10 protein-coding genes are annotated in these 13959 nt (G+C 68.5%); 4 read left to right on the top strand and 6 right to left on the bottom strand.

What is annotated here, in order from left to right; genetic code table 11:
• The first annotated feature begins 73 nt into the window (after window positions 1-73).
• The gene (locus tag ACZK2R_RS23420) at window positions 74-619 is read left to right on the top strand and encodes a glutathione peroxidase (protein WP_010487473.1); all 546 of its coding nucleotides are present in this window, start codon (window positions 74-76) and stop codon (window positions 617-619) included.
• 84 nt (window positions 620-703) lie between these two features.
• On the opposite strand, the gene ACZK2R_RS23415 is transcribed toward ACZK2R_RS23420, so the two are convergent.
• The 6 genes from ACZK2R_RS23415 to ACZK2R_RS23390 are packed head-to-tail and all read right to left on the bottom strand — an operon-like array spanning window position 704 to window position 4800.
• On the bottom strand, window positions 704-1717 hold the full coding sequence (locus tag ACZK2R_RS23415) for an MlaA family lipoprotein (protein ID WP_032128489.1): 1014 nt from the start codon (window positions 1715-1717) through the stop codon (window positions 704-706).
• Between the two features lies 1 nt (window position 1718).
• Window positions 1719-2030, bottom strand: coding sequence for an STAS domain-containing protein (locus tag ACZK2R_RS23410; RefSeq protein WP_032128488.1), 312 nt, complete (start codon window positions 2028-2030; stop codon window positions 1719-1721).
• Window positions 2020-2682, bottom strand: coding sequence for an MlaC/ttg2D family ABC transporter substrate-binding protein (locus tag ACZK2R_RS23405; RefSeq protein WP_180837992.1), 663 nt, complete (start codon window positions 2680-2682; stop codon window positions 2020-2022). The genes ACZK2R_RS23410 and ACZK2R_RS23405 overlap by 11 nt, the downstream gene beginning before the upstream one ends.
• Window positions 2679-3203: an outer membrane lipid asymmetry maintenance protein MlaD gene (gene mlaD, locus ACZK2R_RS23400; RefSeq protein WP_010487482.1), complete on the bottom strand. Its 525-nt coding sequence runs from the start codon at window positions 3201-3203 to the stop codon at window positions 2679-2681. The genes ACZK2R_RS23405 and mlaD overlap by 4 nt, the downstream gene beginning before the upstream one ends.
• 59 nt (window positions 3204-3262) lie before the next feature.
• On the bottom strand, window positions 3263-4012 hold the full coding sequence (locus ACZK2R_RS23395; RefSeq protein ID WP_005414955.1) for an MlaE family lipid ABC transporter permease subunit: 750 nt from the start codon (window positions 4010-4012) through the stop codon (window positions 3263-3265).
• On the bottom strand, window positions 4012-4800 hold the full coding sequence (locus ACZK2R_RS23390; RefSeq protein ID WP_010487485.1) for an ABC transporter ATP-binding protein: 789 nt from the start codon (window positions 4798-4800) through the stop codon (window positions 4012-4014). The genes ACZK2R_RS23395 and ACZK2R_RS23390 overlap by 1 nt, the downstream gene beginning before the upstream one ends.
• A gap of 189 nt (window positions 4801-4989) precedes the next feature.
• Here ACZK2R_RS23390 and recC point away from each other — a divergent pair, with 189 nt between their 5' ends.
• The 3 genes from recC to recD are packed head-to-tail and all read left to right on the top strand — an operon-like array spanning window position 4990 to window position 13891.
• Window positions 4990-8337 carry an exodeoxyribonuclease V subunit gamma gene (gene recC / locus ACZK2R_RS23385; protein ID WP_180837993.1) on the top strand — a complete coding sequence of 1116 codons (3348 nt, stop codon included), beginning with the start codon at window positions 4990-4992 and terminating at the stop codon, window positions 8335-8337.
• Complete coding sequence (gene recB, locus ACZK2R_RS23380) at window positions 8334-12014, top strand: exodeoxyribonuclease V subunit beta (RefSeq protein ID WP_180837994.1); 3681 nt, start codon at window positions 8334-8336, stop codon at window positions 12012-12014. The genes recC and recB overlap by 4 nt, the downstream gene beginning before the upstream one ends.
• On the top strand, window positions 12011-13891 hold the full coding sequence (gene recD / locus ACZK2R_RS23375; RefSeq protein WP_180837995.1) for an exodeoxyribonuclease V subunit alpha: 1881 nt from the start codon (window positions 12011-12013) through the stop codon (window positions 13889-13891). The genes recB and recD overlap by 4 nt, the downstream gene beginning before the upstream one ends.
• The last annotated feature ends 68 nt before the right edge of the window (window positions 13892-13959 follow it).

The following is a 13959-nucleotide window of genomic DNA, read 5'->3' as shown; positions in this document are numbered from 1 at the left end:
CAGCGGCCGGCACTACCGCCATCGCGCGGCGCTATGCTGGTGGGCCATTCCCCGCTGTTGCCGGAGCCCCCGCGTGAGCACCCCGATCCAGGACATTTCCCTCACCACCATCGACGGCCAGCCGTCCTCGCTTGCCGACTACCAGGGCAAGGTACTGCTGCTGGTCAACGTCGCCTCCAAGTGCGGCCTGACCCCGCAGTACGAAGGCCTGCAGGCGCTGTATGCGGAAAAGCACGCGCAGGGTCTGGAAGTACTGGGCTTCCCCGCCAACAACTTCCTCGGCCAGGAGCCGGGCAGCGAGGCGGAGATCCAGCAGTTCTGCCAGCTCACCTACGACGTCAGCTTCCCGATGTTCTCCAAGATCAGCGTGGCCGGTGACGATACCCATCCGCTGTACCAGCAGCTGACCGCCGCCCAGCCGCAGTCGATCGGCGAAGGCCCGCTGCGTGAGCGCCTGGCCAGCAAGGAGATCCCGATCCACGCAGCACCGGCGGTGCTGTGGAACTTCGAGAAGTTCCTGGTTGGCCGCGACGGCAAGGTCATCGCGCGTTTCGCCCCGGACGTGGCTGCCGATGACGCGCGCCTGCGCGAGGCCATCGAGGCAGCGCTGGCAGCCTGAGGAAAGCGTGCCAACCAAGGTTGGCACCTACCGGAAAAGAAAAACCCCGCCGAGGCGGGGTTTTTCATGCGCTGCAGGCCGGACTCAGTGCGTCCACTGCGGCATCGGCATCGCATCGACCGGGATCGGCGAATTGGCATCGTCATGGCCACGGTCGCGCTTGCTGCGCAGATCGTTCTCGATCTGGTAGTTGCGGCGCTGCATCCACGCATCGCGTACCAGCGAGTACTCGTCCACGGCGGTGTCACGCAGGTCGTCGATCGCCAGCAGCTGCGCGCGGGTATCGACCAGCTGCATGCCCTGCAGGCCGATGCGGATCTTGTCCTCTTCGATGCGGCGGATCGGCGACAGCGGAATGTCACCGGCCAGGCCGAACACATCGCGCACGGTGCGAGGGCCGAAGAACGGCAGTTCCACGTAACGCGAACGACGCCAGCCCCAGGCACCCAGGGTCTGCCCGAAGTCCTCATTGCGACGCGGCACCATCGCCTTGCTGGCCGGATCGAACAGGCCGCCGATACCCAGCGTGCTGTTCATCAGGAAGCGGCCGAGGCTGTCCCACGCATCTGCACCGCGGCCCTGCAGCAGCTGGTTGGTGATGGTCACCGGTGCGCGCAGGTTGCTGAAGAAGTTGCTGACGCCGGTGCGGGCGAAGCGCGGCACCACGTGGGTGTAGGCCGTGGCCAGCGGGCGGGCGATGCCACGGTCAACCGCGTTGTTGAACGTGTGCACCTTGCGGTTGAACGGTTCCCACGGATCGTAGGCTGCCGCGCTGCCAGTGTTGCCGGCACCGCCGTAGAGGGCATCGAAGTCGTCGTCACCACCGGGGGCGGTCGCCGCCGCGGCCCTGGCCGCATCGGTGTCGGCGCTGCGGGCCGGTGCGGATGGCGGCGTGGCCGGCGCAGGTGCGGCAACCACGGCTGTTGCCGGTGCGGCATCGACCGTAGCGGTATCGGCGGTGGGGGCAGAGGCCTCGGCGATGGTGCTGGCCGGGACCACGGTGCTGGCTGCGGGCGCATCGCTGCGTGCGGGCTTGCCGGCGCAGGCGGTCAGGGCGGTGGCCAGGACGATCAGGGGGAAAGTGCGTACGACGTTCATGTCAGCTCGCAGCAGAAGTAGCGTTGAAATCCAGGTCGGGCGACAGCCGGTAGGCTGCGCTCAGCTCGTTGTAGCCGGCCGGCGCGCCGGAGACTGCCAGCGGGTGACCGCTCTTGCGCGCACGTGCGGCCAGCTCGGCCAGCAGCGCCAGGCCGGCGCTGTCCACGCGTTCGACCTCACCCAGCTCCAGCCGTGACAGCTTTGCCGGCAGGGCCTGCAGCTGCGGCCACAGCGCGATCACCGCGGCACGGTCGAGCACCCCGCGCAGGCGCAGGGTGTCGCCTTCCAGCAGCGCCAGTGCGTTACTTGCCATTGCCCGCGGGCCCGGCCTGCATGCTGCCGCTGTGCAGTTCGTTGGCCACCTGCTTGATGCCCTTCTGGCGCAGCGGGGTGTCGAACTGGTTGCGGAAGGTCTGCACGTAGGAAATGCCTTCGATGTTGACGTCGAAGATCTTCCACTGGCCGTTCACGTTGCGCATCCAGTACTCGACCGGGGTCGGTTCGTTGCCGGCGCGCACCAGTTCGGTGCTCACGCGCACGCCACGATTGCCCGGCAGCGGGCTTTCACCCTTCAGGCGGAAGCTCGGCTTGCCCTGGATGTTGAGCAGGGTGGAGCCGTAGCGCTGCATCAGGCTGTCGGCCATGGCATCGGCGAACAGCTTGATGTCGGCGTCGGAGGCGCCGCGGGCGTGCGGGCCCAGCACCAGGCGCGCGGCGTAGTCGCGGTCGAAGGTGCGGGTCAGCTCGCTGTCGATGTAGCTGCGCAGGCTGGCCGGGTTGCTGGTGAACTCGCTCTTGCGCTGCTGCAGCGTGGACAGGATGCGGCTGCTGGCATCGATCACCACCTTGCCGGCCTGGCTTTGCGTTGCGGCAGTGGCAGGCGCAGCGGCCTGGGCCTGGGCCAGGAACGGGGTGGCCGCCAGCAGCGCCGAGGCGAGCAGGGCCGGGATCAGTTTCATCTTCATGGTTGCGGTTCCGTTGCAGGCGCCTGCGCGCCATCGTTGGGCTTCTGAGCAGCGCCGCCACCGGCACCGCCACTGAACATGTACTTGCCGACCAGCTGGATCAGGTCCACCGCCGGCTGGGTGAAGACGATCTCGTCACCGGCCTTCAGCACGTCCGGATCACCGCCCGGCTGCAGACCGATATAGCTCTCGCCGAGCAAACCGCTGGTGAAGATGCCGGCCGAGGTGTCCGCCGGCAGGTCCTTGACCTTGCTGTCCATGCGCAGGGTGACGATCGATTCGAACTTCACCGGGTCCAGGTCGATCGAAGCGACCTGGCCGACAGTGACGCCGCCGATCTTCACCGGTGCCTGCTTGCGCAGCTGGCCGACCTGGGAGAAGCGTGCCTTCAGGTCGTAGCCTTCGCTGCCCCAGCTCCAGCGCTGGTTGGTCGAGGCCACGGCCAGCACCATCAGCGAGGCCAGGGCCAGCAGCAGGAAGGCGCCGACGGAAAATTCGAGTCTGGGACCGCGGATGGCCATGTGGATTACCTGATCGAGTCGTTGTGGCCGCGCGCGCCTGCGCACCGCCGGTGGAGGGGTTAGGTGAACAACATTGCCGACAGCACGAAGTTGAACATCAGCACCAGCAGTGAAGCGTTGACCACCGCACGGGTGGTCGCCACCGAAGTGCCTTCAATGGTCGGCTCGGCGTGGAAACCCACATAGGCGGCAACCAGCGCGGCAGTGCCGCCGAAGATCGCCGACTTCAGCATTGCCACGCCGAAGTCGTCCCAGAAGTCCACGCTGTTGCGCAGCGCCGACCAGAACACGCCATTGTCCAGGCCCAGCACGTGCACCGCTTCGAAGTAGCTGGCACTGATTGCAAGCGAACAGAAGATGCCGGTCAGCAGCGGCACGGTCAGCACCGCCGCCCAGAAGCGCGGCGCCACCGCCTTGGCCACCGGGTCGATCGCCATCAGCTCCAGCGCCTTGATCTGGTCGGTGGCACGCATCAGGCCTAGCTCGGCGGCGATCGAGCTGCCAGCGCGGCCAATGAACAGCAGCGCGGTCAGCACCGGTGCCAGCTCGCGGTACAGCGAAAGCCCGAGCAGGGTCGACAGTGCGTCGGCCGCACCGAAGGTGGTCAGCGTGCGGTAGCCCTGCAGGGTCAGCACCAGGCCGACGAAGGCACCGCCGACGGCGATGATCGGCAGCGAGCGCGCACCGATCTTGTAGATCTCGCGGGTCAACTCGGCCAGGAAATCACGGGTCGGCAGCGAACCGCGCAGCACGGTCAGCGAGAACAGGCCGGCACGACCCAGCGAGCGGGTGGCTTGAACGAACGGCATCAGGCGACCCTCGCGCGCGGCGCGGCATCGAACGGGATGGGGCCATCGGGCTGGCCGTGCAGGAACTGCCGCAGCAGCGGGTCCTGGCTGGACTGCAGTGCCTCGGGCGTGCCCTGGAACACGATGCCGCCATTGGCGATCGCGATCACCTGGTCGCAGATCGGCAGGGTCTCGTGCACGTGGTGGCTGACGATGATGCTGGTCAGGCCCAGGCTGTGGTTGAGGCGCTGGATCAGGCTCATGATCACCCCCGAGGCGATCGGGTCCAGCCCGGTCAGCGGCTCGTCGTAGATCATCAGCGGCGGGTCCAGCGCCAGTGCACGGGCCAGCGCCACGCGGCGCGCCATGCCACCTGACAGCTCGCGCGGCCAGGCATCGGCGGCGGCCAGCAGGCCCACCGCATGCAGCTTCATCTGCACCAGCCGGCGCAGCACGGCGGTCGGCAGGCGGGTGTGCGTACGCAGCGGCAGCGCCACGTTTTCCGCCACGGTCAGGTCGGTCAGCAGGCCGTTGCCCTGCAGCAGCACGCCCACGCTCTTGCGCATTTCCAGCAGCGCGCCGCTGTCATGCGGAATCGGCTTGCCGAACAGGGTGACCTCGCCGGCGACCGGGCGCAGTTCGCCGGTCAGCGCCGCCAGCAGGGTCGACTTGCCGCTGCCGGACGGACCCAGAACGGCGGTGATGCTGCCCTTGGGCACCTGCAGCGACACGTCGCGCAGGATCGTGCGTCCGCTCCGGTCGATGCGGACGTTGGATAACTGCACCAGACTGGAGGTGGAAGCCGACATGGGCACCATTAACGTTTTTTAGACATCGAAGGATCGGGCCCGTCGGCTGAACATAAGCAGACTGGACGGTGCAGTATTGTTGCACGACAAGCCTCGGCGGAGGCCGGGACAATCGGCTGGCGTCCCGGAACAATCCGTACCGCTGGCGGCCCAACCATTGAATACTGCCTGCTGTCCTGCACACTGTGCATGATGAGTGACCCAGGCAGCGATTTCCGCCTCTACCATTCCAACTCCCTGGACGTGCTGGCCGCACTGCTGGCGCGCAATGTGCGTGCGCCCGTTCCTGGCCAGCCGCTGCTGGCACCGGAAGTGGTGCTGATCCCGCAGGTAGCGATGCGGCGTTGGCTGCAAGCGACACTGGCCGCCGAGTTCGGTGTGGCTGCGAACCTCGAATTCCTCACCCCGGGTGAGTTCGTGGCGCGCGCGCTGAAGGCCAACGTCAGCGGCGAGCAGGACGACCTGGACGCGGCCGGCCTGCATTGGAAGCTGTACCAGGCCCTGCGCGACCCGGCGTTGCTGGCGCAGCCACCGATGCGCGCGCTGCAGTCCTATCTTGCCGGCGATGACGCATTGAAGCCGTGGGCGCTGGCTGGCGAGCTGGCCTCGGTGTTCGAGAAGTACCAGGCGTGGCGCCGCGACTGGCTGCTGCGCTGGGCGGCCGGTGCCGATCCAGCCGATCCGCAGGCGATCCTGTGGCGCACCATCACCCACGGCCACGACTATCGCGCGCGCCGCATCCAGGAGTACCTGGACCGCTTCGAGGGTGCCGGTAAGCCGCTGCCGCAGGGCTTGCCGCTGCGCATGTCCGCGTTTGCGACGCTCAACATCTCGCCCGACGTGCTGCGGGTGATGGCCACCCAGGCACGTGTTGGCGAGCTGCACTTCTATATGCCCACCCCGGTGCAGTCGTACTGGGGCGATCTGCAGACCCTGGCCGAGCGCCTGCGCAGCGGCGCGCCCGATCCCTTCGGCGAAGCAGCCGGCGAGAACCGTCTGCTGGAAGCCTGGGGCGCGGCCGGGCGCGACTTCATGGCGGTGCTGGGCAGTTACGAGGTGGTGCATCCGGCCGGCGAAATCGCCGCCTATTCCGATCCGGAGGACGACACCCGGCCGACCCTGGACGAAGGCGGCCTGTCCGACAGCCTGCTGCATCGCCTGCAGCGCGATCTGTTCCACCGCCGCGCACTGCCCTCGGGTGAGCTGCGTGACGGGCTTCGCAGCGACGACCCCAGCCTGCAGGTACACGCCTGCCATACCCGCCTGCGCGAGTTGCAGGTGCTGCACGACCAGCTGCGCAGCCTGCTGCAGGACCCGCGCTTCGATCCGCCGCTGCAGGCGCGCGAGATCGCGGTGCTGGCGCCGGACATCGATCCCTACGTGCCGTACCTGGAAGCGGTGTTCGGCGGCCGTGGTGGCGAGGAGGAGCACATCCCCTATGCGCTGGCCGACAGCAGCCCGCTGGCCGGTGAACCGCTGGCTGATGTGTTCGTGCACCTGCTGGGCCTGCCGGTCTCGCGCTTTGGCCTGAATGAAGTGCTGGACCTGCTGGCCAGCGCGCCGCTGGCCGAAGCGGCCGGGCTGGAAGCGGTGGACTTCGACCGCCTGCATGGCTGGCTGCAGCAGGCCGGTGCACGCTGGGGCCTGGATGCGAAGCACCGCCACCAGCACCAGGCGCCGGCCGACGACGCCTACACCTGGCAGTTCGCGCTGGATCGCCTGGTGCTCGGCCATGCCACCGGCAGCGAGGCCGACCTGGCGGGTGTCGCACCGTGGATCGAACTGGAAGGCGGCGCGCTGGACGCGCTGGACCGGCTGCTGCGCCTGCTGCGCGTGCTGGCGATCTACCAGCGTCGCCTCGGCGAGCTGCTGACCCCGGCGCAATGGCGACAGCGCCTGCTGTCGTTGCTGGATGCACTGCTGCCCACCGCGCCGAGTTCACCCAACAGCCAGCGTGCCCTGGAGCGCCTGCGCAAGCTGCTCAACCAGTTCGCCGAGGATGCTGCCAAGGCCGGCTTCGCGGAAGGCGTGCCGCCGGAGGTGGTACGTGCGCACTTCGCCGGCGCGCTGGGCGAGGCCGATACGCGCGCACCGCTGCTGACCGGTGGCATCAGTTTCGGCCGCATGGTGCCGATGCGACTGCTGCCATTCCGGGTGATCTGCGTGCTGGGCCTCAATGATGGCGATTTCCCGCGCCGTGACCCGGCGGCCGGTCTCAACCAGCTCACCGCCGAACTGGACACGCCGCGCCGCCGACCGGGCGACCGCTCCACCCGCGAAGACGACCGTTTCCTGTTCCTGCAGCTGTTCGCCGCCGCGCAGGAGGTGTTCTACCTCAGCTACCTCGGTGCCGATCCGCGCGATGGCAGCGTGCGCGAGCCGTCGGTGCTGGTCAGTGAACTGATCGATGCCGCCGCTGCGTATCACCTCGATCCGCCTGCGGCGGTCCGCGACTTCACCGTGCGCCACGCACTGCAGCCGTTCTCACCGGCGGCGTTTGGTGATGGCGATCCGCGTCGCTTCAGCTATCGCCGCCAGTGGCATCCGGCGGCCGGTCGCCTCACTGGCCAGCGCGGTGGACTGCAGCCGTGGTTCGACGCACCGCTGCCACCGCCGCTCGACGATGCGGTGGAGGACGACGTCGCACTCGATACCCTGCGCCGTTTCCTGTGCGATCCGGCCGGGCAGTTCCTCGCGCAGTCGCTGGGCCTGCGCCTGGCCGACGATATCGAGGAGGTCGATGACCTGGAACCGCTGGTGCTGTCATCGCGCGGCCCGGAAAAGCGCAGCGTGCAGGCGGCGGTGGTGCGTGCCACGCTCAGCGGCGATACCGAGCCGTTGTACCCGCGGCTGCGCGCGCGCGGCCTGCTGCCGTCCGGCCCATTGGGCGAGCGCCAGTTCGAGGGGGAGCAGTTGAAGACGCGCCCGTATGCCAGTGCGTTGCTGGGCTGGATGCAGGGCGAACCGCTGGAAAGCCGTCGCTACGAAGTGGACATCGACGGCGTGCGCCTGCATGGCCGCGTGGCCGATCGGCATCCCGAGGGCTTGGTGCGCCTGCGCGCCGGTACCCTCAATGGCAATGCAGTGATCCGCCAGGGCCTGGACTGGCTGCTGGCCAACGCCGCCGGCGATGCGTTGCCGCTGGTGCAGTTCCACGATGGCGGTGACGCCGGGCCCGGCCCGCATGTGCTGCCAGCACTGAGCGCCCCCGCTGCACGCACCGCGCTGCGTGCGCTGCTGCAATTGCGCGAGCGCGGCCTGCGTGAGCCGCTGCGCTTTGCCCCGTATACCGGCTGGGTGCTGTACAACGCGCCAGCAGAAAAACAGCGCAGCGAAGGCTGGAAGCAGTGGCATGGCAGCGACCGCAGCTGGGGTGAATCCAGCAGCGACGCCTGGCAGCTGCTGCTGCGCGGTGCCGACCCGTTTGCCACCGATGCCAGCTATGCCGAGCTGCTGCGCAACAGCCAGGTGGTCTTCAGCGCGGTGCGCGAAGGCCGCACTCTCGGTACCGAAGCACGCCAGGAGGGCAACGCATGAACACCGCCATCGAAGACAAGGAAACCCAGCGTATGGCGGGCGATCCCTACCTGGCCCTGCCGCTGGACGGCATTCGCCTGATTGAAGCCAGCGCAGGCACCGGCAAGACCTTCACCCTGGCCACGTTGTTCACCCGACTGGTGGTGGAGCAGGGCCTGCGTATCGGCCAGATCCTGGCGGTGACCTTCACCGATGCGGCCACCCAGGAACTGCGCAAACGCATCCGCGAGCGCCTGGCGCTGGCCGCGCGCCTGGTCGATCTGGAACCGGCCGAGGGTGAAGCACCCGACGCGAGATTGACCCGCGACGTGCTGCAGCGTCATCTGCAGGGCGGCTCCGAGAGCGCCGCTGCACTGAAGCGCCGCCTGCAGGTGGCTGCCGACGAAATCGACCTGGCGTCCATCTTCACCATCCACGGCTTCTGCACCCGCGTGCTGCGCGAGCATGCGCTGGAAAGCGGCCACACCTTTGATCCGCCGGAACTGCTGGCCAGCGATCGTGAACTGCTGGAGGAGCTGGCCGCTGATCTGTGGCGGGTGCATGCCAATGACCCGGCCACGCTGGAGCCGCTGACCTGGCTGTGGTCCAACCCGGACGCGCTGGCGGCCGATCTGCGCGCGCTGCTGGGAACGCCGCCACTGCACCCGTTGCCACAGCCGGTGACGCTGGCTGATCCACACCCGGCGCTGCAGAGCGCGGCCGAGGCACTGTCCGCAAGCGTGCGCGAACATGGCGAGCAGTTCTTCATCGACCTCTGCGATGCCGTCGACAACAAGTGGATCAACGGCGTGTCCTACAAGCTGGGCTGGCTGCACCCGCTGGGCCGACAGCTGCTGGCCTGGGCTGAGCGCGGCGACCCGCGCGAGCTGCTGGCCAGCGAGCGCCTGCCGGCGCTGCTGCCGGATGTGCTGGCCGACAAGACCAACAAGAAATTCCTCGACCGCACGCCGTCGTCGCTATTGCAGGAACCGTTGGCGCGCTATGTAGCGCTGCTGGCCGAACGCGATGCCTGGTTGCGTGCCACTGCATTGAATTTCCTGCACGCGCTTCGCGGCGAAGCCATGCAACGCCTGCAGGCGCTGAAGCGCACGCGCCGGGTACAGACCTACGACGACCTGATCGATGGCGTGGCGTTGGCACTGGAAGGCCCGCAACGGTTGACGCTGGTGAAACAACTGCGTGCGCAGTACCGCATCGCGCTGGTCGATGAGTTCCAGGACACCGACGATCGCCAGTGGGGCATCTTCCACACCGTGTTCGGCGATTCGCCGGAGGTGCGTGAACTCGGCCTGCCACCGGCGCTGTTCCTGATCGGCGACCCCAAGCAGGCGATCTACGGCTTCCGCGGCGGTGATATCCACACCTACCTGAAGGCCAAGCAGGTGGCACAGCAGGCGCCGGTGCTGGACCAGAACTTCCGCTCGCGACCGGCTGTGCTGCGTGCGTTGCAGGCGCTGTACGACAACGGTGGCGAAGACGCCTTCCTCGAACGCGACATCCAGTTCGAGCCGGTGCGGCCCGGTGGCGTGCGCATCGACGAGGACTACCAGCGTGATGGCCATGCCGCCACGGCACTCACCCTGCGCGTGCTGCGCAGTGGCGGTGACAAGGCGATGAGTGCGGACGCCTCGCGTGATGCCGCGACCCAGGCCTGCGTGGCTGCGATTCACCAGATCCTGGTCGAGGCGCGTGCGGGCAATGCCGTGCTGCGTGGGCGCCCGGTTCAACCCGGTGATATCGCGGTGCTGGTGCGCTCGCATCGCGAGGCCACGCTGGTGCAGCGCGCGCTGGCGGCGGTCGGCATTCCCGCGGTGGCAGCCGGCAAGCAGAGCCTGTTCGCCACCGCTGAAGCGCGCGATCTTCGTGCGCTGCTGCTGGCGCTGCTGCAACCGGCTGACGAAGGCCGCCTGCGTGCAGCGTTGGCCACTGTCCTGCTCGGTCAACGCGCCAGCGCGATCGCGGCGATGGAGCGCGAGGGCGACCTGCAACGCGAGTTCCAGGCACAGCTGCTGAACTGGCGCGAGCGCTGGCAGCGCGGCGGACCGTTCGCGGTGATCGCCGATGTCTGTGCCGCACAGGGCGAACGCCTGCTGGCGCTGATCGACGGCGAGCGCCGCCTGACCAATTACCTGCAGCTGGGCGAACTGCTGCAGGAAGCCTCGGCGCAGGCGCTGGGCATGCACGGTCTGCTGGACTGGCTGCAGGGGCAGATGGCCAGCGCCGATCAGGATGACGAGCAACAGCTGCTGCGCCTGGAATCGGATGCGCGCCGGGTACAGATCATCACCCTGCACAAGAGCAAGGGCCTGGAGTATCCGCTGGTGTTCCTGCCCTTCGTCGGCATCGACGGCGGCGCACCGAACACCGCCTCGCACTGCACGGTGCACGTCGGTGGCCAGCGCCAGCTGCACTGGAAGCTGGACAAGGACGAGGCCTGGGAAGCGGCCAGCAACCAACGTGAGCGCGAGCAGCGGGCCGAGGATGCGCGCCTGCTGTATGTGGGACTGACCCGTGCCGAGCATGCGCTGTGGATCGCCGTGGGTGATCTGGCCGGGCTCGGCAAGACGCGGCTGGCGCCGCTGCTGGGTGACCTGCAGGCGCTGCGCGCGCACGCCGATGTGCACATCGATGACAGTGAGGCAGCGGCCGCGCTGCCGCAGCTGGCGGCCGAAGTGGAAGGTGACCTTCCGGCGGTGCGTGCCCTGACCCGGCGCGTCCCGCACGACTGGTGGGTGTACAGCTTCACCCAGCTGGCCCACGCCGATGCCGGCGCGGGCAGTGATATCGAAGCCGCCGCCACCGAGCTGCCGGCGCCCGCTGCCGACGAACCCGCTGGCCCGGAACTGCCACTGGAACCGGCGTTGCCGGAACCCGCCGCGGCGGCCGAAGACAGCACACCGGTCGACCCGCGCTTCATGGGCAGTCGCTTCGGCAACGTGCTGCACGAAGCGATGGAGAACGTCGACTTCGCCGCATGGGGTGATTGGCAGCCAGGTCTGCAAGCCCCTGAGGGACAGGCCGAGGTATTGCGCAAGGCACTGCACGACGAAGGATATGCTGACGTCGATCTGGATGATGGCGTGTCCGTACTGGTGCCGCTGGTCGGCCACACGCTCACCGTGCCGCTGCCCGAAGGCGGTGCGCTACACAGCCTGGGTGAAGGCGAGCGTCGCGCGGAAATCGACTTCCATTTCGCCATCGAGCCGACCACGGTGCCGGCGCTGCTGCAGGTGCTGCATGCGCACGGTGTTTCCAGCACGCGACGCGGCTTCGGCCAGCGCCGCCGGTTGGAAGGGCTGATGACCGGCATGATCGACCTGACCTATGTGCGCGATGGGCGCTGGTACGTGCTCGACTACAAGTCCAACCGCCTGCCTGGTTACAGCCCGGACCTGCTGGCCATTGCCATGCGGCACAGCGAGTACGACCTGCAGGCGCTGATCTACACCGTGGCCCTGCATCGCTGGCTGCGTTTCCGCCTGGGTGCGGCCTACGACTACGAGCGCGACATGGGCGGCATCCGCTATCTGTTCTGCCGCGGCCTGGATGCCGCCGGCAACGGTGTGCATGTGGACCGCTTCCCGTTGGCGCTGGTGGATGCCCTGGATGCGTTGTTCGCCGGTGGCGAACAGGCCCAGGCCGAACTGGCTGCGCGTGCCCGCGGAGCCAGTGCATGAGCCTGCTGAAGGAACTGCACCAGAAGGGCCTGCTGCGCACCCTCGACCATGCACTGGCGACCAGCCTGCAGCGGCTGCGCGACGACACGCCCGAGAGCGTGGCGCTGGCGGCTGCGCTTGCGTCGCTGGCGGTATCGCAAGGCCATGCTGCGTTCGATCCGGCGCAACCGCAGCGGTTGCTGGAAGGCGTACCCGAGTGGCCTGCCGCGCAGGACTGGCTGGAGCAGCTGTGCGCATCGCCGTGGGTCGCGACGCCGGAGCAGGCCGACGCCATCGCCGAGGATGCGCCGCTGGTGTTGGAGAACGGCCTGCTCTACCTGCGCCGCTATCGCGAGTACGAGCGTCAGCTGGCGGCTGGGCTGCAGCGCATCGGCCGGCATCCGCTGCCGGCGCCGGACATGGCAGCGTTGGCGCCTTTGTTCGCGCAGCTGTTCCCGCAGGCACTGGGCGGCGAAGATCATCAGGCACGCGCCGCCGGCGTGACCCTGCGCCATCCGCTGGCGCTGGTCACCGGCGGCCCCGGCACCGGCAAGACCACCACCATCGCGCGCCTGTTGCTGCTGCTGGCCGCGCAGGCCCGGCACGCCGGCCAGCCACTGCCCGAGGTGGCGCTGGCCGCGCCCACCGGGCGTGCCGCCGAGCGCATGGCCGAGAGCCTTCGCGTCGCCGTGCAACGGCTGCAGGAACAAGGACTGGACCCGGCGTTGTGCGCGGCGCTGCCCAGTACCGGCACCACCCTGCATCGCCTGCTCGGCGTGATTCCCGATTCACCGCGCTTCCGCCACCATGCCGACAATCCGCTGCCGGTGGATGTGGTGGTGGTCGACGAAGCCTCGATGATCGATCTGCCGATGATGGCCAAGCTGGTCGACGCGATCGCCAGCGGCACCCGGTTGATCCTGCTCGGCGATCCCGATCAGTTGCCCTCGGTCGAGGCCGGCGACGTGCTCAGCGCGATCCTGCGTGCCAGCGGTGATGGCATCGGTACCCGCGCTGATGACGCGCAGGCACTGCATGGTCTTCTGGCGCCGGCCATCTTGCAGCCGCAGGCCGCACCACGCGCCTTCGCCGGGCGCCGCGTGCAGCTGCAGCGCGGCTACCGGCAGAGCGATGCGCTGGATCTGGCACCGCTGGCCCACGCCGTGCGCGAGGGCGACAGCAGCACAGCATTGCAGCTGCTGCGCAGCGGTGAACTGGCCGGCGTGCATTTCCACGAAGGCGAGGCCGATCCGCTGCGTGGCCAGCGCGAGCACCTGCTGGGCCACTGGCGCGCACTGGCCGACGCGGCTGATCCAGTGCTTGCCCTGCAGCAGGCCGGGCGCCTGCGTGTGCTGACCGCCTTGCGCGAAGGCCCGCAGGGCGCACGCGGGCTCAACAGCCGCATCGAACAGCTGCTGGCCGGCAACACCCCCGGCTACTTCCAGGGTCGCCTGCTGCTGGTCACCGAGAACAGCTACCGGCATCGCCTGTTCAACGGCGATATCGGCATCTGCCTGCGTGATGGCAGCGGCGCGATGGTGGCCTGGTTCCCCGGCGACAGCGTCGACCAGCCGCGCGCCTTCCACCCGGCCGCACTGCCCGCGCATGAAAGCGCCTTCGCGATGACCGTGCACAAGGCGCAGGGTTCGGAGTTCGACGAAGTGTGGTTGCAGCTGCCGCGCCAGGACAGCCGCGTGCTGTCGCGCGAACTGGTCTACACCGGCCTGACCCGCGCCCGCCAGGTGCTGCATGTGGCCGGCAGCGCCGATGTGCTGCAGGCCGCATTGAAACGCCACGCCAGCCGATTGGGTGGTCTGGCCTGGCGACTGGGTGCGGAAGCGGTGGCCGAAGAGCCGGCGCGCATTGAACAGCCCATGGTGCAGGGCACGTTGTTCTGAAACGGGCGCGATGCGCCCCTGTAGAGTCGAGCCATGCTCGACTGCGCCGCAATAATGTAGAGCCGAGC

Source organism: Stenotrophomonas sp. 96582_Sma, assembly GCF_056480905.1.
The sequence above is the reverse complement of the archived record's forward strand: the minus strand, read 5'-3'. Positions and strand labels throughout refer to the sequence as shown.

Coding starts and splice junctions, on each gene's coding strand:
- ACZK2R_RS23415 (WP_032128489.1), bottom strand. CDS start 1,717: ATGAACGTCGTACGCACTTTCCCCCTGATCGTCCTGGCCACCGCCCTG.
- ACZK2R_RS23410 (WP_032128488.1), bottom strand. CDS start 2,030: ATGGCAAGTAACGCACTGGCGCTGCTGGAAGGCGACACCCTGCGCCTG.
- ACZK2R_RS23405 (WP_180837992.1), bottom strand. CDS start 2,682: ATGAAGATGAAACTGATCCCGGCCCTGCTCGCCTCGGCGCTGCTGGCG.
- mlaD (WP_010487482.1), bottom strand. CDS start 3,203: ATGGCCATCCGCGGTCCCAGACTCGAATTTTCCGTCGGCGCCTTCCTG.
- ACZK2R_RS23395 (WP_005414955.1), bottom strand. CDS start 4,012: ATGCCGTTCGTTCAAGCCACCCGCTCGCTGGGTCGTGCCGGCCTGTTC.
- ACZK2R_RS23390 (WP_010487485.1), bottom strand. CDS start 4,800: ATGTCGGCTTCCACCTCCAGTCTGGTGCAGTTATCCAACGTCCGCATC.
- recC (WP_180837993.1), top strand. CDS start 4,990: ATGATGAGTGACCCAGGCAGCGATTTCCGCCTCTACCATTCCAACTCC.
- recB (WP_180837994.1), top strand. CDS start 8,334: ATGAACACCGCCATCGAAGACAAGGAAACCCAGCGTATGGCGGGCGAT.
- recD (WP_180837995.1), top strand. CDS start 12,011: ATGAGCCTGCTGAAGGAACTGCACCAGAAGGGCCTGCTGCGCACCCTC.